This window comes from Kamptonema formosum PCC 6407 (assembly GCF_000332155.1).
In the GTDB taxonomy this organism is placed as follows: Bacteria; Cyanobacteriota; Cyanobacteriia; order Cyanobacteriales; family Microcoleaceae; genus Kamptonema; species Kamptonema formosum.
Genome location: NZ_KB235903.1, coordinates 151,868 through 172,194 on the forward strand (window position 1 = coordinate 151,868; position 20,327 = coordinate 172,194).

Here is a 20,327-nt window from a genome sequence, read left to right on the forward strand (position 1 = left end):
ATCGTAGCCCCTAGCCCCTCTTCCGCTAATTGAGGTAGATCGCCTTTCATGGAGCAAATTCCCCTTCCTTCCCACATACATTATGAACTATTACTGCAACTTCTAGAGCGCAAAACATTGTTTGCTGTCAGCCTAAAATCTCCCCAGCAAGAACAAGTCCAACAACTGATAGTCACCCTCCGCAAAGCCGTCGCTCAGCAAAAGCAACTCGAAGAAAGTTGCAAACGCTCTAACTTACCAGTAGAATACCTCTGGTCACTCAATGAAATCAAAGCTGAGTCAGTTGAGGGAGAAGTAAAAATTAAAGATTAAAAATTCAAAGATTAAAAATTAAATACTAAGAAGTGTGGAATTTTTGATTATAATTGCTATGACAATCATCAATAATTTTTAATTAAAAATTTATAAATTGAAGTTTTTTAACGATATAGCAACCTTCTTGGTAGTTAGGACATTCTAGTTTCCTTAAACCCTTAATTCTCTTCCCTTCTTCCTCTTCTTCCCTAGTCCCTAGCCCCTAGCCCCTAGCCCCTAACCGCTGAAAGCGGTTGCGATAATTTAGGCAAAAACTGATTTAGGATTGCTATAGTTACTAACGATTGAATTAGGACAGACAACATCATGGATAACAAGTTAATGCTGATGATTCCTGGCCCCACGCCAGTACCAGAAGCAGCATTACTGGCAATGGCCAAGCACCCGATGGGCCACCGTAGCAGCGAATTTGATGCGATCTTTGCAGAGTGTACTGAGAACCTGAAATGGCTACACCAAACTAAAAGCGACGTACTAAGTTTAACTGTTTCCGGCACTGGCGCGATGGAAGCAGGGATAATTAATTTCTTAAGTGCAGGCGATCGCGTCCTTGTCGGTAATAATGGTAAATTCGGGGAACGTTGGGGTGAAGTCGCCCAAGCTTACGGCCTAAATGCTGAAATCATCACCGCAGAATGGGGTCAACCCCTCGATCCAGAAAAATTTCGCGAGAAATTAGAAGCAGATACCAACAAAGAAATTAAAGCCGTTATTATCACCCACTCCGAAACTTCTACAGGCGTTCTCAACGACTTGGAAACCATCAACCGCCACGTAAAAGCTCACGGTGAAGCTTTAATTATGGTCGATGCCGTCACCAGTTTAGGGGCCGCTAACGTACCGATGGATGAGTGGGGAATTGACGTAATTGCTTCTGGTTCTCAGAAAGCTTATATGATTCCCCCCGGTTTGGGTTTTGTCGCCGTTAGTCCCAAAGCTTGGGAAGCTTATAAAACTGCTAAATTGCCGCGTTTTTATCTGGATTTAGGCAAATACCGCAAAGATGCTGCTAAAAATACGACTCCTTTCACCCCGCCAGTGAATATGTTTTTTGGTCTGCAAGTAACTCTGCGGATGATGAAGGCGGAGGGATTAGAAAATGTGTTTGCACGTCACCAGCGATTGATGAAAACTACCCATGCAGCGGTGAAAGCTTTAGGCCTGGGTTTATTGGCTGCTGACGGGGCCGCAAGTCCAGCGATTACAGCAGTGGCACCACCCGCAGAGGTAGATGCTCAAAAAGTGCGATCGCTGATGAAAAAGCGGTTTGATATTCTCCTCGCTGACGGTCAAGACCATTTGAAGGGTAAAATTTTCCGTATTGGTCATTTAGGATTTGTGTGCGATCGCGATATTCTTGCCGCTATTTCTGCCTTAGAAACAGTTCTCCGAGAATTAGGTTATGAAGGCTTTAGTTCTGGTGCCGGTATTGCCGCTGCTGCCAAAGTTTTGTCTGAATCTTAATTAAACAGGACTTACGCACGATTACGTAACGCCGCCATCTTGGGGGTGATTTTACCGCGCCTGTTGGCGGCGTTACCGATCTAAATTTTGCTGATTAATTCCCTGCACTTGACGTTGCACAGCGCTCTCAACTTGATTAGGTATATTACCCAGTTCTTGAGATAAATTTGCTAAGGCATTCTCTACTTTTGCTTGAAGTTCTATTAACTGCCGTTGTTGCAAATTTCCCCACTGTGGCAATTGATTAATAAACTGTTGCAAGTCGAGAATTACTGTAGTTAAACTGTCAATTTGCTCTAATTCTGGTCGCTGCTTGAATTGTTTGCTGATGATGTCTAACTCAGCTTGCACGAGTTTAATAGTTTGCTCTAAAATATTTTCTCGTTGGCGCAAATGCTTAATTGCTGAAACTATAGATTGTAAATTTTCTACTGGCTCAACATTTCGCTCGTTATCTTCTATTTGGGGGTTGACGGTAGCTAATAAAGTTGGTGTTTTTAACTGTTCCATCAGTTGCTCTACTAAAGCTCTATGTTGGTTGAGGCGATCGGTTGTGGAGGCTGCTGTTGTCTTTGTTTGTCGCTGTAATCTGTTGCGATTAATGAGGTTCAGTAAAAGTGATAAAACTATGGGTACGATAGCATAAATACTCTGAGCGAGAACCGCAGCCGCAATTAATCCAAAGATTGAGGCCGCTATGGATATATATTCAGCTATTTCTAGGAAATTGGTAGATGAATTATGGCGCATTGGTAATGGGTAATTGCTAATGGGTAATTGCTAATGGGTAATTGCTAATGGCTAATTAGGAAAAATTTTCCCCCATCTCCCCCGCTCCCCTGCTCCCCTGCTCCCCTGCTCCCCCTCTTTCCCTAGTCCCTAGCCCCTAGCCCCTAGCCCCTTCTACTTATATTTGTAAGATGAGTCTGGCTGTGCCAAAATAAATCAGAACCCCAAGGACATCTACGGCGGTGGTGATAAAGGGGGCGGACATTAAGGCGGGGTCTAATCCCAAGGAACGAAAGAGGAAGGGGAGGGCCGAACCGGCGACGGAGGCTAACATTGCGATCGCTAATAAACTTGTACCCACCGCTACTGCTACTGGTAAATTCCCCTGGAGAACATAGGCCCAGACCGTTGCTACTAGGCCCAATATCGAGCCTAGTAACGCCCCTGCCATACCTTCCCGCAAAATTACTTGCAGGGGGCCCATTGCCCGAATTTCGTCGGTGTTTAAGCCGCGAATCACAACGGTTGAGGACTGGGCTCCGACGTTACCCCCTGTACCTGTGAGTAGGGGAATAAATGCAGCGAGCACTACTACTTGCTGCAAAATGTCTTCTTGCGATCGGATAATCGTGCCTGTGACAGTATTTGTTAGGAGTAAAACAAATAACCAAACAACTCGCTTGCGGGCAACGGTGAATAAATCTGTCTGAAAATAATTGTCGCCGCCGGATTGGAGACCGCCTAAAGCATAAATATCTTCGGTGGTTTCCTCCTCCAAGATATCAATTACGTCGTCAACGGTGATGATGCCGACGAGACGCTGTTCGCTGTCTACTACTGGGACTGCAAGAAAGTCGTAACGCTGGATGAGTCTGGCGACTTCTTCTTGATCCGTGTCGGTTTGGACTGACACTAAATCGCGGGTCATAATTTCGCCAATAGTTTTATCAAGGGGTGATGTGACTAAATCCCCCAAAGTTAAAATTCCCGTCAGACGACGGGCAGCGTCAGTGACGTAGAGATAATAGATGGTTTCAGTAGTGGGGGCTAATGTGCGTATGCGTTCTAGGGTTTCGGTAATGGTGAGGCTTTCTTTAAGGGAGATGTATTTTGGGGTCATGATCCGCCCTGCGGTGTTGGCTTCGTAACCTAAAAGCAGGGCGGTTGCTTGGCGTTCCGCTGGGCTCAGTTGGGCCAAGAGGCGACGAACGACTGTTGCGGGCAGTTCATCAAATAGCCGCGCTCGGTCATCGGGGGACATTTTATCTACGATGTCGAGGACTTCTTGGCGTTTGAATTCTTCGCAGAGTGCCTGCTGTACGCTGGAGTCGAGGTGTTCGTAGACTTCGATCGCTTCGTCTTTGGAGAGTAAGCGGAAGGCTATTACTTGCATGGTTTCTGGTAAGCCTTCGATCGCTTCGGCTATGTCAGGAGGCTGGACGGGCACTAGAATGGCTTTAGCTCCTTTGAGGTCGCTTTGTTCTAGTAATGCCTGTAGCTGCGATCGCACTAATTCCCGCAGTTCGTTGCGAGAATAGGTCGGTATGGTAGAGGATGAGGAATTTTTCTCTGTCACTGCCGACCCTCCTGAACCTGTTTGAAATGTTCCTCCATCCAGTCTAAAGGGTAATGGATGGGAGATTTTAGATTTTTTTTAGGATTTGCTATTTTTGATAGGTGCTAGCAGCGCGTTCGATCTTGTAAGTGAGAGGGCGATCGCGCTATAGATGAGACTCTTACCCTATCGCTTCTCCTGAAAGCAGCAGCATTCTTGGTAACGGTTAATGGTTAAATGTTAACACTTAACCGTTAACAGTTAACTGCGATCAGATACACTTATCTTGATCTGCAACACTGATCGTTATCAGAGGAGAATTGGCTCCAAACGAGCGTTCTAGAAGAGTTTGAGATGAGTTATTGCGAATGAAATTGTTAACAATTTCTTTCCATTCAGAATCATTAGCTGGAACGATCATCCCGTAAGCAATACAAGTCAAAGGCTTTTCGGGAATTAGAGCATATTGGTTGGGATTTAAACCCTGTCTTAATGCTTCTCCTACCAACAGTATACCATCGCTAGCCAAGGCATCTATCTTACCTTCTACGGCATCTTTTACTGCTGTTTGTCTTCCTGATTGTCCTTGATAAACTTTCTGGTTAGCTAATTGATAGCGTCCAGCTATAAATTGCTGGGTGAGGGAATCTCCCAACACGCCAATGGTAAGATCTTGGAGGAAGCCAGAAGGGTTGACTCTGAGCCTGTTTTCGGGTTTTACCATTAAATAGGTGCCACTGTACAAAAATGGTAGAGAAAAAGCAATCCCCGTCGGCGAATTTTTGTTAATAGTATTGGGGCCACATTCAAGGTGAGCGCGTTTGCTGGTAATGCTGCGATAGCGACCTTGAGGCGAAGATTCATCGAGAACTGTTTCCAGTTTTTCTAATCGAACGGAGCGATTTAATTGCTTTTCAAGACTGGCTCTAAATATTTCCATGCCTTCCACACAAAGGCCTTTCCAATTGTCGCCTTCTGTATAGCCAAAAGGAGCGGCATCTTTCCTAATTCCTACTTTGAGAACGCCGTTTTGCCGAATGTCTTGCAATGCTGACTGTGCTAGACTAATTGTCGGGAAAAATAGGGGAAAGATAAGACTGATTGCTGTAATTGTTAGTTTTTTGCTCATTTTTTCTGTCCAAATAACTATTTTATTGTAGAGCAATTGTCGCTATTTATTATTAGTGACTCTTGCTGTAATTGCCCCTGTATTTGCGAACTTTGGTTAAAGTGTCTCCGTCTTTTTAGTATAATGGAAAGAATATAAATTGTCAAGAAGGAGGAGTAGCGAGATTGATAATTGATATTGCTACTCATCAAGTTCACTAAGTTCCTCATCTTCATCAAGCTCAATAGCTTCAGCGAATTCTAAGTTTGTTGGTAAAGGTGCTGAGGTACTTAGTAGAACAGGAGAATTTGATGTATCCATATCTTTTTCTTGATCGTAGGAGGCTAAGAAAGTTACTGTTTCCTCCAAATTGGAAAAATTATAAGTGACAGTTAGCTTGGACAATTGTTAAATCTTTATACATTCCCCAGAGTGTTTCGCCAAATACTCTTAAAGCTGGTTGTTCATTCTTTTGGTGATATTTGCTAGGTGCAATATATGGCCAACCAGTACCAGCTTTTGATGCTGTTCGTAATGAATCAGTTAGAGCTATTTTCAAGAAATCTTTTTCTTCTTTCGTACAAACAAATGACTCTATAGAATCACGAATAAATTTGAGAACCCACAAGTTTTCATCAGAGTAACACTTACCCAAAAGTTCAGGAAAGTTTTTCAAAACATCCGAACCTGGGAAAGGTGGTGGGGACTGGAGGTAAGCAAGTAAATTGGTGATACTCTGGCGGAGTTTTTTCATGTCATATTCCCAGAAACACTTGGCTTGAGCTACCCAATATACAAAAGGATGCGCTTCAATTCCAATAGAGTTAATACCGTTTTGCTTAGCAGTCACCGCTGTAGTTCCACATCCAGCAAAAGGATCGATTACTAAGGATTTAGAGTTGAGGTTAAAGTCAGAAATAAGCTCCTCTACCAATTTATAACTAAAGCCAGCCGGATACTTAAACCAGCGGTGAATAGGAGCGCTCATACTATCTTGAAATGTTCCAAAACGTTCACTATTAGAAAATGTTGATTCAGAAGATACAGATTGATTAAATTCAAGTAGCAGCTCTAACTGTTTAAATTCTTCTGTGATTTCCATGTGAATATCATCCTTATCATTAGTTTGGAAAGGAGAACTGTTGGATTTTGCCAGCACTCAACTCCTAAGATTATACACCTAAAAATCTTAATTAAACCAGCAATTGATATTTTTCTTGTGCCAAACGGTAAAGAGGTCGCCATACCAAACGATTAGTTAATACCACCAATAACGACATCACAGTTGATTTCCTAAAAATACTTATAAAAATACTAATGGGGTTCACCAAAGATGCTATAATAATCCCAACGGCAATGGAGCTCGCCAAAACCGCCTGCTAGTGATTCTTTCCTAACGTTAACTAAAACACTAAAAGGCTGATGGCTCCTACTTTTCTGGCTTGCTGCTGGAGAGTAGGGGCGTGAAAACTTTTCACTAACCTCTCATACCTAGCAAGCCTTTGTCCATACCCAGAATCTGGAGAAAGGAATCTCATGTTAGCTAGTGCGCTATGGATTTTATTGATGGGCTTTTTTGCGGGTCAAATTGCCCGTTGCTTAGGTGCTCCGCCTCTGATTGGAATGATTTTGGTAGGGATAGTTTTAGGGCCACAAGTTAGCGATGTCCTGAGTCCTGAAGTGCTGAAATCGGCGGATAATCTACGAATTGTGGCAGTGACGATCATCCTGATGAAAGCGGGATTAGGATTAGATCGAGAAAAGCTGGCACAGCAGGGAACTGTGGCGCTGCGGTTAGGAGTTTTACCAGCAGCAATTGAGGCAATTGCGATCGCATTCGCTGCGATACTAATTTTTAAATTCGACTTTCCCACAGGCTTACTTTTAGGTTGTGTAATTGGTGCAGAATCACCCGCTGTAATTGTCCCTGGAATGCTACGACTAAAAAGTTTAGGCTGGGGTGTCACCAAAGGAATTCCCGATGCCATTCTTACGGGTAGCGCCCTATCTGATGTTTTATTACTGTTAGTCTTTAGCTTACTTTTAAGTTTCTTCGATCGGGGAAAAGTTGAAAATATTATCTTCCCTGGAGGATTTAGCCTAAGCGCAGTTCAATTGCTCCCCTTTCAGGTAGCAATAGAAGTAGGATTTGGGGTCTTAATTGGTTACATTGCTGCTCGTTTAACTGTATCTCTACTAACTCAACAAAACTGGACGCAAAACGCCGTACAAGATGTATTAATTGCCGCCAGTATTGCGCTTCTATTAGTAATTTTTGAGCAAGCTTTCCCCTACTCTGGCTATTTGGCAGCAATGGCAATGGGCTTTTTTTTGATTGAACTCGACCCACCTTTAGCTAGACGACTACGCGGTGGATTTGACAGCTTATGGATTGTCGCTGAGATTGTTTTATTTGTCTTATTGGGAGCCAGTATTCAACTTCAGGTATTAGGGAAGACTTTTTTGCCGGGGCTTTTTGTATTGGCAATTGGCTTGTTCATTGGTCGCACTATAGGTTGGTATTTCTCGACCTTGGGTAGTAATTGGAATTGGCGAGAAAGACTATTTTTGCTACCCGGAAATATGGCAAAAGCCACCGTTCAAGCTGCCATTGGTGGTATTCCTCTATCTATGGGAATTGAAGGAGGAGAAATTATCTTAGCCGTTGCTGTTCTCTCAATTTTGATAACAGCACCGATAGGCGCTTGGGGAATTCCCATGTTTGCCCCAAAATTGTTAGAACGGGGAGAAATCGATCCGACAAAAGTAACAGTAGTAACTTGTAATATAATATTAGCAGCAGTCGATACTTCTCCCTTTTCTACAGAGGTTTTACTCAAAGCAGCAAGCCTAGCACGTCGTGTTGATGGTGAAGTAATTGTATTACACATCATTAATATTGTAGAAAAAGAGGCTGTAGAACAACTGCGCGATCGCACTCAAAAATTACTGGCAGATATTCGCCATCAATTCATTACCATTACTGGCTCAGTTCCAGAGGAAATTATGCGCGTCGCAGAACAGTATCAAGTGACAGATATTGTGATGGGAAAACGGGGATATCAACCTTGGGAAAAGGTATTAGTTGGTTCCGTATCGCAAGCAGTGATAGAAAATAGTTCTATTCCCGTAATTTTGGTAGAAGAGCGCCAAATTTAACCTGCCAAAACATTTAGGAAATATATCCGTAGTACCGCCCTCGGAAGGGTATTTAAACCGCCCAGAGCGCGGCGTTACCAAAGTCACAAATAGGAGTTTGATTATGAAATGGTTTGAGCAATTTGAGCAATTTATTGCAATCCCCCAACTCAGCAAGTGGTTCATCATTGCTTGTATTGTTGGCATTCTTTCCGGCTTAGGTTCTGCGGCTCTCCTAGTATCTTTAGATTGGGCAACAAATTGGCGAGAATCTCATCTCTGGATAATAGCCCTATTGCCCTTAGCGGGATTCTTAAGTGGCTGGATTTATCATCAATATGGAAAGCAGGTAGAAGCCGGAAATAATCTTTTATTAGAAGAGATTCATAACCCCAAAAATATTATTCCGTTACGAATGGCTCCAATGGTGCTGTTAGGTACAGATATAACTCATTTATTTGGGGGTTCCGCAGGTCGTGAAGGGACAGCACTGCAAATTGCTGCATCACTTGCGGATCAATTAACTAAAATCTTCCACTTTAAACACGCTAATCGACGAATTTTATTAATGTCGGCTCTCAGTGGTGGATTTGCTTCCGTTTTCGGAACTCCCTTAGCTGGAACTATCTTTGGCTTAGAGGTTTTAGCAATAGGAACTATTCAACATGATGCTCTTTTTCCTTGTTTAGTTGCAGCGGTTGTAGGCGATCGCATTACCCTAGTTTTGGGATTACATCATACAGCATACCGCCATGCTCCCTTTGTACCAACCATCACCCCAATGGCGCTTATTTCTGCCATTATCGCTGGTGCAATCTTCGGGATTGTAGCAATGATTTTCGCTAAATTAACTCACAAAATTAGCCACTTTTTCAAAGCAAAAATTTCCTATCCTCCTTTACGTCCTGCGATCGGTGGTACGATTGTTGTACTGAGTGTCTGGGCGATGGGATCGAGTAAGTACATCGGTTTAGGTATTCCTACCATTGTCGATGCGTTTTACAGTCAGTTACCGCCCTGGGATTTTGCTGCAAAAATAGCGTTAACAGCTTTGACTTTAGGGGCCGGATTTAAAGGAGGAGAAGTGACTCCTCTATTTTTTATTGGTGCAACATTAGGCAATGCTTTGTCCTTAATTTTGGCTTTGCCAGCACCTTTATTGGCAGGAATGGGGTTTGTTGCTGTCTTTGGCGGTGCAGCGAATACACCGATAGCTTCAACTTTAATGGGAATTGAACTTTTTGGTCTGGAATCGGGGGTATTTATTGCTATTGCTTGTGTAATGAGCTATGTTTTTTCAGGTCATGCTGGTATTTATAGTTCGCAGCGAATTGGCTCTAGTAAATATTATTTTATGTCGATGAAAGAAGGGATAAATTTGTCTGAAAATAAGCAGGAAGATGCGGCAGATGTAAAAGAGAATATTAAAGAAAAGCCTGAGTGATTATAAATTTTGTAAATCATCTATCTGGTCTAGTTCTTATCTATATTTAATTCTGGGGTGATTTTGCTATTGTCAGCTTTCCAGTTAGCAAACCACAAGCCAGTTTTATAACAAGTTTCAGGAGCTTAAATCTTCCTTCTTCCTTCTCAGGTACGCTAAACCGTACCTCTGGATTCGCGTTCTCCTCCATGCTCAGCCTGTAAAGTACCGATACAATGTCAATAAGTATAAAAAGCAATCAAATTGCTCACTTACATAGATTACTAGAGAAGCGACTGCCGGAAGGAGAACACGCAAATGAACCAAGTAAAAACTGTTGCATTGTTAGGCCTATTAAGCGGTCTTTTAGTTACCGTTAGCTATTGGGTAATTGGAGGCAGTGGTGGCGCTCTGATCGGTATTGCCTTAGCTGCCGTGATGAATTTGGGTTCTTGGTTTTACTCCGATCGAATTGCTTTAGCAGCTTACGGAGCTCAACCAGTAACTCCTAATCAAGCGCCGGGACTTTATAGCATAGTAGAAAATTTGTCACAGCGTGCGAGTTTGCCTATGCCGGCAGTTTACATTATTCCTAGTCCGGCGGCTAATGCTTTCGCCACTGGTCGTGACCCAGAACACGCTGCGGTTGCTGTTACTGAAGGCATTATGAATATGTTGCCTGATGATGAACTTGAAGCCGTACTCGCGCACGAATTAAGCCACATTAATAATCGCGATACTCTCACCCAAGCTGTTGCGGCTACGGTTGCTGGTGCTATTTCTTTGTTAGCACAAATGGCGAGTTATAGTATGTGGTTTGGGGGTTCGCGAGATGATGACAATGGTCGCAATCCTTTGGGGTTGTTGTTGAGTATTATTTTGGCCCCTGTAGCAGCATCGGTGATTCAGTTGGCAATTTCACGCACGCGGGAATTTTCTGCTGATGCGGGTGCGGCTAAGTTAACTGGAAATCCCCGTGCTTTGGCCCGTGCTTTACAACGTTTAGAAAGCAGCGCAAGGCAGATGCCGTTGGATGGTAATCCCGCTTTTGAACCGCTTTTGATCATCAATTCTTTCTCTGGTGATTGGTTGAAAAATCTATTCTCTACTCACCCTTCAACAGAAGCACGGATTGAGAATTTGTTGAAGCTAGAGCAACAATTGTAGATATTAACTGTTAACTGTTAACTGTTAACTGATAACTGGTAACTGGTAACTGGTAATTGCAACTTTCCAGGCATACTTAAATGTAGGGTGGGCGCTCGCTGATAACCATCTACGACTATAAGTTACAGCTTTTTGGCAGCGAGCGCCCACCTTACGAAGGTCTACAAAAGTCAAAATTCAGAGTCCTCAGTTCTCATTAATTTAGGAGAAACGATTATGACAGATGAAACTAATATCCCCCAAGAGTCTTCAATTGTTGGGCCGGTCAGTGAAGAAACTACAGACTTGGTAAAAGCAGAGATGCCTAACGCTAGCGAAGATGTGATTAAGGAAACTGCTGCGCTATTTGAAGCGGTTAAGAAGCGAGTGCAAACAGAAATGCAAGCAGCTACCGATTTGACTCGCGAGGCTTATGAAAAAGCGGTGACAAAAGCCCAGCAAAGTGTTGAAGAAAATCAGATTACTGTTAAAGAACGGATGGAAGAAGCCGTGCGGTTAGTGCAACAGGAAGCTGAGAAAAATTGGCTGGTAGTAGATGCGATTAAAACGCGAGCACAGGCAGAGGTACAGTCTGCTGGTGAAGTCAGCCGCGATACTTATCTAAAAGCGGTTCGGGAAGCACGAACAGCGGTAGAAGAAAATAAGTTGATTGAACGCGATCGCATTGAGCAAGCTGTCGAACAAATCCAAAGAGAAGCTGATAAAAACTGGCACGTTATTGTCAGCGAAATTGAGTCAATTGGTGTGAAACTCACTGATGCTGCTAGGTCGGCTTGGAATGCGCTAACAGCTTTTTTTGATAAGTCTAATCGTCATTAAAGGCAATCGCCACCTCCTTTTAGATTGACCGCAAAAGCTGGTTTACTTACAGGTTTTACCTAAGAGTAATCCAGTTTTTTAATGGCTAATTGTTAATCATAACACAATTAATCGTTAAACAAAGTTTAAAATGAATTTAATAATAAGCTGTTAAGCTTAGAAGCGCCTATACAGAAATGAGAGTGAAACTAATGGGTGCGTGGCGTTATTTACTACGAGGAATAATTTGCGGAATATTAAGTTTAGCAGCGATCGCATCAACGGCTTTAGGTGAAATTAAAGAACTCGACTTTACTATCAATTCTAATGGTAGCGAGTCCTTTGGCAGCTTAATTCAGCAAGCAGAAGAATATGCTAAAACTTCAATAGATCGGGAATTTAAAGCCGATCCGAATCTTACCGAAATTTCGATCGTCATTTTAATAGATCGGCAGAAGCAAGTAGTCCCAATTCTGCGGTCAAGGGTTTCGCGATCGCAGTGGCAGAGAGATACTCGCATTGACCAGTGGACTAGATATTTCGGCGATGCTAAAATCCTATTAGGTTTAAGAAATACTAATTTACCTCAAGCAAGTTTTCCAGCTTCCCAAACCAGCTTACCCTTCTCCGAACGACGGCGCTTGATAGAAAATGACCCTGGCTTTAGAGATGACTGATTGTGGCAAAAGCAGAAAGTATTTTTCAAAAATAAGGGGAAACATAGCATAAATTTAACACTTTAGATCGCGAAAGCTACTTTAGATAGATTATTCTTAGATTAAGAAACAGCCAATAAAGCTATACTATTCGATCGATATTTATTAACAATTGCATTAACGAACTTTAACTTGACAGGGGTATGTTCTATGGGAGAAATAAATATTAAAAACGTGAGTCAGGGCTAAAACAGTTTCATGTCACAAATTACTCGCAGGCAATTACTAATTTTCTTTGGAAGCAGTGCTGCCGCAAGCGTACTAGCGCCCCAACTAAGTCAAAAATTATTGGGCGACTCCGCCGTAGCTCAGGCTCAAGTTCCCCTGACCTTTACTCCAGTACGCCTACCCCACCCGCTCCCCATTTACCAAAAACGGTCGAGCTTCATACCAACAGGAATCGAGAAGGGCACGATCGCACCTGCCTCAGCAGATACCAAGCTGGTAAATTACACCGTTATGGATGACGTGATCGTACCGCCAGAGTACGAACGTTATGTAATAGTGCGTTGGGGCGATCGCGTCTTCCCCGATCGAGCCGACTACTTCGGCTACAACTGCGATTACACCGCCTTCATCCCCAATCGCGGCAGCGACAGCGACGGCTACCTCTGGGTCAATCACGAATACGTCTCCTACCCCATGTCCAAGGTAGCGCCAGCCGAGACAACGGAAGACCTCACAGCCTTCCCAACCACAGATCGCACCGTACTCGGTCTAGATTTATCTGTGAAAAATCGCGCCACCCTGGGCGAGTTCATGTACAACTTAGGCGGCTCCATCCTCCGAATTGTCAAAACCAGCGATCGCTTCCAAGTAGTCCCCAGTGACTCCAAAAACCGCCGCATTCACGGTCTTTCTGGCTTAGCCATCAACAGCCAGCGTTCTGACCAATATAAAAACGTCACATCTTGGGGCAACAGACAAGGCGACAATAACTTCTTATACGGCACTGGCCCCGCCGCTACCCAAGTTTTCGAGCAAGTCAACTCAGACGGCCTCGGCAACCGCATCATCGGCACCGCTTACAATTGCTCAGGCGGCACCACTCCTTGGGGAACCATTCTCTCTGGCGAAGAAAACTTTCAAGGTAGCGAACTATTTTTCGTCGGAGTTCAGGAAAACATCAAACCGAATGGCAGCCAGACAAGCTACATTAACGGCACGACAGGTTCAGAGTTCGGCTTAACCGGCGAAAAGTACGGCTGGATGGTCGAAGTCGATCCCGCTGAACCCAACTTCCGCCCCCGCAAACACACCTGGTTAGGGCGCTTCCGCCACGAAAACATTGCCATTCGCGCAGAAGCAGGGGGGCGGCTAGTCGCTTACATGGGAGACGATCGCCGAGGTGGCCACACCTGGAAATTTGTCAGCAATGGGACAATTGGAGATATCAACGACAAAAGTAACAGCGGCTTGTTTGAAAACGGGACGCTGTATGTAGCTCGTTACAACCGCGACTTTACAGGCGAATGGATTCCCTTAACCTTAAATGCTCGTACCAATCCGATCGCACCCTCAATTCTCGCTGAAGCTGAGATCGCAAGTCTCGGTCAAGCTCAAAGAAATGCTCCCTTCCGCTTACCAAAGCGCAAAGGAATTGCCGGTCAAACTGACGACGGCGGTTCCTTCGTGGTGGATACTACCAATGAAGCCAAAGTGCTGTCAGATTATCGCAATAAGACCCTCGCAGATTTCTACACCAGTCAAGGTGCAGTTTTAGTCGATGCCTTTTTAGCAGCCAATCTCATTGGTGGAACTCCCACAGCGCGGCCAGAGGATTTAGAAATTAACCCGCTGACTAAGGAAGTTTTCATTGCCTATACTGACGGCGCACCCGGAAGTGACGGCTATCCTGACTCCCGCATTTTTGTTGTCGCCAAGTACAACCGCAATGTCAACAGCGTCCAGCAGTCGGGAGGGCTTTACAAGATTATTGAAAACAGCGCTGATGGTACTGGTACAACTTTCCGCTGGCAACGGTTTGCCCAAGGTGGAGAAGCGGGGGCGAAAGATGGCGCTGGTTTCGCCAGTGTAGACAACATCCTTTTCGATCGCCAAGGAAACGTTTGGGGGGTCACGGATATGTCTACTGGTACTCACAACGGTTTTGATGTCGGTGCCGCTGGCAAGCCAAACTCCATCGATCACAGCAAGTCGGGGAATATAGCTGAGTTTACGGGAATTTTCGGCAACAACTGGCTGTTTATGATTCCCACTACAGGCGCGAATGCCGGAGAGGTGATTCCCTTTGCTTACGGGCCAAACCGCTGCGAGATGACTGGGCCAACTTTAGTTGGGAATACGCTGATCCTTGCAGTGCAGCATCCGGGAGAAGATTGCCCAATTGATGACGGAACTGTGTTGCAGCGATCGATCGAGATGCTGGATTTGAATGGGAGTTTGTTTACTCAGACGCGGGTAGTGTTGCGTGGTAGCAGTTGGCCGAGCAATATTGAGAAAGATGCTCGCCTTGTACCTCGGCCTTCTGTGGTTGGTATTCGTCGTGTTGATTCTAATAGCAGGTTTATCTAGAAGGTTGACAGTTTAGTTGAATAGGGGGCGGCAATGCTCATAGGTGTCAACTTAACGTCAAACCCTTAATCCGACAGGGTTAAAACCCCTGTCTCAAAGAGCAAGTCCTCTGAAGAGGACTAATACAGCGGATTCCAGGTTTATGAAGTACACCCCAGAAACCGGGTTTCTTCGCTTATTTATCGCCAGAAATCGGTTTTATTCAAGAAACCCGGTTTCTCTGTACCTCACTGACCTGGAAAGTGCTGTAAATTTAACAATTTTCTTCAGTCCTCTTCAGAGGACTTTAGCTATTAGGCAGGGGTTTTAACCCCTGACGGGCTTTCGGATGGCAGTTGACACCAATGGGCAATGCTGCGCCCCTATTGCTAATTTGTAGATGCCTATAAAAAAGCTAGTACCCAGGGCGGCTGTAAATAAGCCGATCCAAAAGGCTATGCTGTCTTCTATACTGGTATGTCACCTGTAATCAAGCCTAGAGACCTGAATCAACTATCATGCGAACCCACTATTGCGGCCAACTCCTAAGCGATCGTATTGGAGAGACTGTTACCCTGTGCGGATGGGTAGACCGTCGGCGCGATCACGGTGGCGTTATTTTTCTGGATTTGCGCGATCGCACCGGACTTGTGCAAATTGTCAGCGATCCCCAACGCACGCCAACTTCCTACGAAGCGGCTGACCATTTACGCAGCGAATATGTGGTTAGAATTACGGGGAAAGTGACGCGACGGCCTGAAGATTCCCTCAATCCTAAGTTAGCGACGGGAGAGGTGGAAGTTTATGCACACGAGATTGAGTTATTGAATGCTGTTCGCAAACAGTTACCGTTTCAGGTTTCGACGGCGGAAACTGAAAGCGTGCGCGAAGACTTGCGGTTGAAGTATCGATATTTGGATTTGCGGCGCGATCGCATGAGTCGTAATTTGCAACTCCGCCACCAAGTAGTTAAAGCAATCCGCCGTCACCTCGAAGATGCGGAAAATTTCATCGAAGTAGAAACGCCAATTTTAACTCGTTCTACTCCCGAAGGTGCGAGAGATTATCTAGTTCCCAGCCGCGTCAATCCGGGGGAATGGTACGCTTTGCCACAGTCGCCGCAGTTGTTTAAACAATTATTGATGGTTTCTGGTTTTGACAGATATTATCAGATTGCCAGATGTTTTCGCGATGAAGATTTGCGGGCCGACAGACAGCCAGAATTTACTCAATTAGACATGGAAATGAGCTTCATGTCTCTGGAAGAAATCCTCGAATTAAATGAAGGTTTAACCTGTCACATATTCAAAACTGTTAAAGGGATTGATTTACACCTTCCTTTCCCCCGTTTAACCTATGCTGAAGCGATGGGACGCTACGGCAGCGATAAACCAGATACTCGCTTTGGATTAGAATTAGTCGATGTTTCCGACTTAATGAAAGATTCCGGGTTTAAGGTATTTTCGGGTGCTGTAGCCTCTGGCGGGATTGTGAAAGTATTGCCAATTCCCGGCGGGAATGATGCCATCTCAAATGTACGAATTAAACCAGGCGGTGACTTATTCAAAGAAGCCAACGAAGCAGGCGCAAAGGGTTTAGCTTATATTCGCGTCCGGGATAACGGCGAAATCGATACGATTGGCGCAATTAAAGATAACCTGAAAGAGGAACAAAAGCAAGAATTACTCACTCGCACGGGTGCAGAACCTGGTCATTTACTATTATTTGGTGCTGGTGATGCGCCAACTGTCAATAAGACTTTAGATCGGTTGCGTTTAGCCGTTGGTCAAGAGCTAGGATTGATTGATAAGGATAAAATGAATCTGTTGTGGGTGACAGATTTTCCAATGTTTGAATGGAATGCTGATGAGAAGCGTTTAGAGGCATTACATCACCCGTTTACTGCACCGCATCCTGATGATATTAACGATCTGAAGACGGCGCGAGCCCAAGCTTACGATTTAGTCTTAAATGGCACTGAAGTCGGCGGCGGTTCTCGTAGAATTTATCAGCGGGAAATTCAGGAAAAAGTGTTTGAGGCGATTGGATTATCGACAGAGGAAGCTTACAATAAGTTTGGCTTTTTGTTAGATGCCTTTGAGTACGGTACGCCGCCTCACGGGGGAATTGCTTACGGTTTGGATCGATTGGTGATGCTATTAGCTGGTGAGGAGTCGATCCGCGATGTAATTGCCTTTCCGAAGACGCAGCAGGCGGGGTGTTTGTTAACGAATGCGCCGTCTGGGGTGGATGATAAACAGTTGAAAGAGTTGCACGTTCAATCAACTGCTAAGCCGAAGGTTTAGTGTTATGAAACATCTCGATAATTTGACTATCCATCGGTTCCGAGGCCTGCGAGATTTGACCTTGCAGGACTTGGGACAGATTAACTTATTGGTTGGCGCGAACAACTCAGGTAAAACCAGTGTTTTGGAAGCAATATCAACTTATTGCCGTCCCTTAGATCCTCTGGAATGGCTGAATACATCATGGCGGCGTGAGATTAAATATTCTCGCAAACCTCAGTTGGATGCTTTGAAGTGGTTGTTTCCTCAAAATAGAGAAGTAGATCAAGCTGATTTGTACGAGGGGGAAACGTATGTTTCTGGGAATGGCGATTTTCCTGTCAGAGAATCTAGGGCAATTTACCAAGAATTTGAAGGATTTTACGAGTTAAATGACAAGGAAAATAACACTGAATCTGAAATAGAAAGTGACGGAATAGAAAGTGACAATATTCTCCGGGGTGCTGAGTTAGAACTAAATGTTACAACAAGTTTTGATCCAGGTGAAGAATTATCCGTAACTTTTGAAATCTGGGAAAATCAGCGTTTTATTAATAGGAAGAATCGCTCAACAGCCGTACTACCAATTGATACAGTAACACCATTCTCTCACCGCATAGAACAGTTACAAATTAGCTTGCTATCAGAAGCTGTTTTTCTGGGAATTAAACCGGAAGTAATAAAATTACTTCAATTAATGGATTCAGAAATTACTGATTTAGTAATTTTATCCCCAACTGGTAAACGTCCTAGTCTATATATCGACCATAAACGAATAGGTATTTCACCTCTAAGTATTTTTGGTGACGGGGTGCGGCGTTTGCTGTTCATCGCTTTAACACTGATAAAAGTCAGAGATGGAGTTTTACTGATTGATGAAATAGAAACAGCAATTCATACTGAAGCACTTCGCAGTTCCTTTTCGTGGATTGTACAATGGTGCAAACAGATGAACGTGCAGTTATTTGCAACTACCCACAGTTTAGAAACAATTGATGCAATCTTGGATGCTAGCAATTTGGAGACGGACTTAGTTCTTTATCGTTTAGAGAAGGAAGAGTTACAAACTAAAGCAGTTAGAATTGAACGGGAGAGACTGCAAAGATTGCGGGAGGATTTGGGTCAGGAGGTTCGCGTGTGAAGTATGTCATTATTGGAGTAGAAGGGCCACACGATCAGGCATTTACAGGTAAGGTTCTCAAGCTTTTAGGTTTTAAAGATTTTCGGGAAGATTTGAAAGGATTAAAGTCAAGTTTAGATCCTTTCTGGCGCAAATTTATTCCTATTTATCCCAAACAAGGAAATTTGTACAAACGTCTTGATATGCCTTCTATTTTGTTTAATGATACTATCTCAGTAGCAATTTATGCAGGTGAGGGAAGCAACCTTGTGACTACTTTAGATGATATTTTATTCAATAATCCTGAATATCAAACAGACTTGGGTGCATTTGGTATAGTTGCCGATTGTGACAAGTCAAATCCCATTCAAATTGTAACAAAATATAGTAATTGCTTACAAAAATACTTTCCTAATTTTCCCAACCAAGCCGGTGAGGTAGACATCAATATTCCGAGAACAGGAATTTATGTGTTGCCAGATAATGCTTCACAAGGCGTACTTGATACTTTGCTTTGCAGTTGTGGAGAGACAGCTTACCCCGTTTACATGGAGAGAGCTCGTTCGTATCTAGATAAATTTTCTGAAGAAGAGATGAAATCTTTAAAATGGAAAAATTTTGATTGCAACAAAGCTTTACTCGCTACTGTTGTCAGCGTTCTCAAACCGGGGAAGACTAATACGGCAAGTATTGCTGATAATAATTGGGTGAGTGAGGAGACGCAGCAGCAAGTTCCGGCGTTGGCAATTTTTATTGAGTTTTTGAAGCAACTTTTGGAATTGAGTTAATAAGAGGGCGATCGCATTTATTTTGAGAGTGCGATCGCGTCACAGATCAAGGGCGATAGCCCTGTAATTTTTCCTGTCTGCTAAGTATGTTAAAATTATGGAAGTTCAACCACGAGAAATACAGAACTACCTGAAAAAAACTCAAATTCCCAACAAGTAGAAGCTACCATGAATACTTGATTTCTTCTCGAAAAACCCCCGAAAGTGTGGCGGGCTATATCGAGGTGATGTTGGAATTGAAGTTAGAAGATCCTGAACCTGAATTGCTACGAGCAGGATTTAAAGATGTGATGCTTTTCAATCTTGATCTTAAAAAAATAGATTGTCTTCAGTTAGATCGACACTCAGTTAGTGGATGGCAAAAATTGCAGGTTGACAATAATAGTAACAGCAAAGGCAGTTAGGAACTCATTAATTGCTCAAACCCTCTTCTAACTTCTTCCCTTAGCCCCTAACCCCTAGCCCCTAGCCCCTAGAATTAGGCTATTTTGCGATTGCGACGACGACGAGCGATCGCCATTCCACCAGCGCCAAGTGCCATACCAACCATAGTAATTGGTTCGGGTACTGCTTGGGCCGAAACTGTGAAGTCGTTGTAGTCGCCGTCACCCCACAGGGTATCCTCGAAGGAAATTGCCACAGGAGCACCAAAGGGACTTGCTGAGGTTTGGCTACCCGCACTATCGTAATTTACTCCCTCGGAACCACCAGTAGAATTAAACACCACTTGCTGGCTACCGCCATTGTGACTGCTTGTAGAGAATACAGTCGGTATGCTACTGCCCCACAAAGTACTGGTGAGTCCTAAGCTATAGACTTGGTTAGCAAGAAATGTGAAGCTTGCGGTAGCAGAACCAACTAAGTTAGTGGCAGTTCCTAACCAGCTATTCGTACCATAACTATTGCCTTGATATCCTGCATCTGCGGTATTTGCTTTTGTAAACAGGCTTTTTAGCAGGACTTGATTGGCGTTATAAACTCCCAAGGAAGATATGGCTGCTCCCTGAGACTTAAGGAATGTAAAGTTAACAGTGGTATCCTGGTCAAAACTAATGCCTGTAGTTCCAAAAGTGGCAGCGTTGGCTGATGTTGTTATACTCAGCATCGCAGTTAGGGCTGCGGCGGCTGCTAGTGTTACTTTAGTCAAATCTATAGTTTTCATAATTTTGCCTCTTCCTGGTAAGCCCTGTTCATAATTTCTATTATG

Annotated in this window: 18 protein-coding genes and 1 riboswitch; of the genes, 12 read left to right on the forward strand and 6 right to left on the reverse strand. The window is 43.9% G+C overall.

Translation table 11 applies throughout. The features are described 5' to 3' along the window. Positions 1-48 precede the first annotated feature (48 nt). Positions 49-312 (forward strand): DUF5340 domain-containing protein, encoded by a 264-nt coding sequence (locus OSCIL6407_RS0105710; RefSeq protein ID WP_007355695.1) that lies wholly within the window; start codon positions 49-51, stop codon positions 310-312. A 309-nt stretch (positions 313-621) separates the two neighbouring features. After that, entirely contained in the window at positions 622-1,779 is a 1,158-nt protein-coding gene (locus tag OSCIL6407_RS0105715) for a pyridoxal-phosphate-dependent aminotransferase family protein (RefSeq protein WP_007355696.1), read from the forward strand. A gap of 72 nt (positions 1,780-1,851) precedes the next feature. Here the strand turns inward: OSCIL6407_RS0105715 and OSCIL6407_RS0105720 are convergent, their stop codons facing one another. The 5 genes from OSCIL6407_RS0105720 to OSCIL6407_RS0105740 all read right to left on the reverse strand — a co-directional run bounded on the left by OSCIL6407_RS0105720 (position 1,852) and on the right by OSCIL6407_RS0105740 (position 6,330). Continuing rightward, the gene (locus tag OSCIL6407_RS0105720) at positions 1,852-2,529 is read right to left on the reverse strand and encodes a hypothetical protein (protein ID WP_007355697.1); all 678 of its coding nucleotides are present in this window, start codon (positions 2,527-2,529) and stop codon (positions 1,852-1,854) included. 157 nt (positions 2,530-2,686) lie between these two features. After that, positions 2,687-4,084: a magnesium transporter gene (mgtE, locus tag OSCIL6407_RS0105725; protein WP_007353188.1), complete on the reverse strand. Its 1,398-nt coding sequence runs from the start codon at positions 4,082-4,084 to the stop codon at positions 2,687-2,689. A gap of 250 nt (positions 4,085-4,334) precedes the next feature. Next, the gene (locus OSCIL6407_RS0105730; protein WP_007353189.1) at positions 4,335-5,192 is read right to left on the reverse strand and encodes an amino acid ABC transporter substrate-binding protein; all 858 of its coding nucleotides are present in this window, start codon (positions 5,190-5,192) and stop codon (positions 4,335-4,337) included. Between the two features lie 180 nt (positions 5,193-5,372). Next, positions 5,373-5,576, reverse strand: coding sequence for a hypothetical protein (locus OSCIL6407_RS30345; protein WP_039961557.1), 204 nt, complete (start codon positions 5,574-5,576; stop codon positions 5,373-5,375). Beyond that, positions 5,551-6,330, reverse strand: a complete 780-nt coding sequence (locus OSCIL6407_RS0105740; RefSeq protein WP_019487013.1) for a DNA methyltransferase — start codon at positions 6,328-6,330, stop codon at positions 5,551-5,553. Before OSCIL6407_RS0105740 ends, OSCIL6407_RS30345 begins: the two co-directional genes overlap by 26 nt. A 184-nt stretch (positions 6,331-6,514) precedes the next feature. After that, positions 6,515-6,610, forward strand: a riboswitch (Fluoride riboswitch). Positions 6,611-6,707: 97 nt separating this feature from the next. Between OSCIL6407_RS0105740 and OSCIL6407_RS0105750 the strand changes: the two genes are divergently transcribed. The 10 genes from OSCIL6407_RS0105750 (at position 6,708) to OSCIL6407_RS0105800 (ending at position 19,524) form a co-directional block, all read left to right on the forward strand. Then, complete coding sequence (locus OSCIL6407_RS0105750) at positions 6,708-8,330, forward strand: cation:proton antiporter (protein WP_007353193.1); 1,623 nt, start codon at positions 6,708-6,710, stop codon at positions 8,328-8,330. Positions 8,331-8,433: 103 nt separating this feature from the next. After that, the gene (locus tag OSCIL6407_RS0105755; RefSeq protein ID WP_007353194.1) at positions 8,434-9,753 is read left to right on the forward strand and encodes a voltage-gated chloride channel family protein; all 1,320 of its coding nucleotides are present in this window, start codon (positions 8,434-8,436) and stop codon (positions 9,751-9,753) included. A 297-nt stretch (positions 9,754-10,050) separates the two neighbouring features. Beyond that, positions 10,051-10,899, forward strand: coding sequence for a zinc metalloprotease HtpX (locus OSCIL6407_RS0105765; protein WP_007353196.1), 849 nt, complete (start codon positions 10,051-10,053; stop codon positions 10,897-10,899). Positions 10,900-11,115: 216 nt separating this feature from the next. Beyond that, positions 11,116-11,718 (forward strand): hypothetical protein, encoded by a 603-nt coding sequence (locus OSCIL6407_RS0105770; RefSeq protein ID WP_007353197.1) that lies wholly within the window; start codon positions 11,116-11,118, stop codon positions 11,716-11,718. Positions 11,719-11,894: 176 nt separating this feature from the next. Next, a complete protein-coding gene (locus OSCIL6407_RS0105775) occupies positions 11,895-12,374 on the forward strand; it encodes a hypothetical protein (protein ID WP_019487015.1) in 480 nt (159 codons plus the stop codon). Positions 12,375-12,611: 237 nt separating this feature from the next. Next, on the forward strand, positions 12,612-14,948 hold the full coding sequence (locus OSCIL6407_RS0105780; protein ID WP_007353199.1) for a PhoX family protein: 2,337 nt from the start codon (positions 12,612-12,614) through the stop codon (positions 14,946-14,948). Between the two features lie 497 nt (positions 14,949-15,445). Further along, on the forward strand, positions 15,446-17,233 hold the full coding sequence (gene aspS, locus OSCIL6407_RS0105785; RefSeq protein WP_007353200.1) for an aspartate--tRNA ligase: 1,788 nt from the start codon (positions 15,446-15,448) through the stop codon (positions 17,231-17,233). A 4-nt stretch (positions 17,234-17,237) separates the two neighbouring features. Then, positions 17,238-18,353 (forward strand): AAA family ATPase, encoded by a 1,116-nt coding sequence (locus OSCIL6407_RS0105790; protein ID WP_007353201.1) that lies wholly within the window; start codon positions 17,238-17,240, stop codon positions 18,351-18,353. Then, a complete protein-coding gene (locus OSCIL6407_RS0105795) occupies positions 18,350-19,120 on the forward strand; it encodes a DUF3226 domain-containing protein (RefSeq protein WP_007353202.1) in 771 nt (256 codons plus the stop codon). Before OSCIL6407_RS0105790 ends, OSCIL6407_RS0105795 begins: the two co-directional genes overlap by 4 nt. A 176-nt stretch (positions 19,121-19,296) precedes the next feature. Further along, entirely contained in the window at positions 19,297-19,524 is a 228-nt protein-coding gene (locus OSCIL6407_RS0105800; RefSeq protein WP_019487016.1) for a hypothetical protein, read from the forward strand. A 74-nt stretch (positions 19,525-19,598) separates the two neighbouring features. On the opposite strand, the gene OSCIL6407_RS0105805 is transcribed toward OSCIL6407_RS0105800, so the two are convergent. After that, entirely contained in the window at positions 19,599-20,282 is a 684-nt protein-coding gene (locus OSCIL6407_RS0105805) for a PEP-CTERM sorting domain-containing protein (RefSeq protein ID WP_007353204.1), read from the reverse strand. Between the last annotated feature and the right edge of the window lie 45 nt (positions 20,283-20,327).

What these genes read in the sequence shown, in the direction of transcription:
- OSCIL6407_RS0105775 (WP_019487015.1), top strand. Translation starts at nt 11,895, where the DNA reads ATGAGAGTGAAACTAATGGGTGCGTGGCGTTATTTACTACGAGGAATA.
- aspS (WP_007353200.1), top strand. Translation starts at nt 15,446, where the DNA reads ATGCGAACCCACTATTGCGGCCAACTCCTAAGCGATCGTATTGGAGAG.
- OSCIL6407_RS0105805 (WP_007353204.1), bottom strand. Translation starts at nt 20,282, where the DNA reads ATGAAAACTATAGATTTGACTAAAGTAACACTAGCAGCCGCCGCAGCC.
- OSCIL6407_RS0105765 (WP_007353196.1), top strand. Translation starts at nt 10,051, where the DNA reads ATGAACCAAGTAAAAACTGTTGCATTGTTAGGCCTATTAAGCGGTCTT.
- OSCIL6407_RS0105710 (WP_007355695.1), top strand. Translation starts at nt 49, where the DNA reads ATGGAGCAAATTCCCCTTCCTTCCCACATACATTATGAACTATTACTG.
- OSCIL6407_RS0105790 (WP_007353201.1), top strand. Translation starts at nt 17,238, where the DNA reads ATGAAACATCTCGATAATTTGACTATCCATCGGTTCCGAGGCCTGCGA.
- OSCIL6407_RS0105750 (WP_007353193.1), top strand. Translation starts at nt 6,708, where the DNA reads ATGTTAGCTAGTGCGCTATGGATTTTATTGATGGGCTTTTTTGCGGGT.
- OSCIL6407_RS0105780 (WP_007353199.1), top strand. Translation starts at nt 12,612, where the DNA reads ATGTCACAAATTACTCGCAGGCAATTACTAATTTTCTTTGGAAGCAGT.
- OSCIL6407_RS0105755 (WP_007353194.1), top strand. Translation starts at nt 8,434, where the DNA reads ATGAAATGGTTTGAGCAATTTGAGCAATTTATTGCAATCCCCCAACTC.
- OSCIL6407_RS0105730 (WP_007353189.1), bottom strand. Translation starts at nt 5,192, where the DNA reads ATGAGCAAAAAACTAACAATTACAGCAATCAGTCTTATCTTTCCCCTA.
- OSCIL6407_RS0105720 (WP_007355697.1), bottom strand. Translation starts at nt 2,529, where the DNA reads ATGCGCCATAATTCATCTACCAATTTCCTAGAAATAGCTGAATATATA.
- OSCIL6407_RS0105770 (WP_007353197.1), top strand. Translation starts at nt 11,116, where the DNA reads ATGACAGATGAAACTAATATCCCCCAAGAGTCTTCAATTGTTGGGCCG.
- OSCIL6407_RS0105715 (WP_007355696.1), top strand. Translation starts at nt 622, where the DNA reads ATGGATAACAAGTTAATGCTGATGATTCCTGGCCCCACGCCAGTACCA.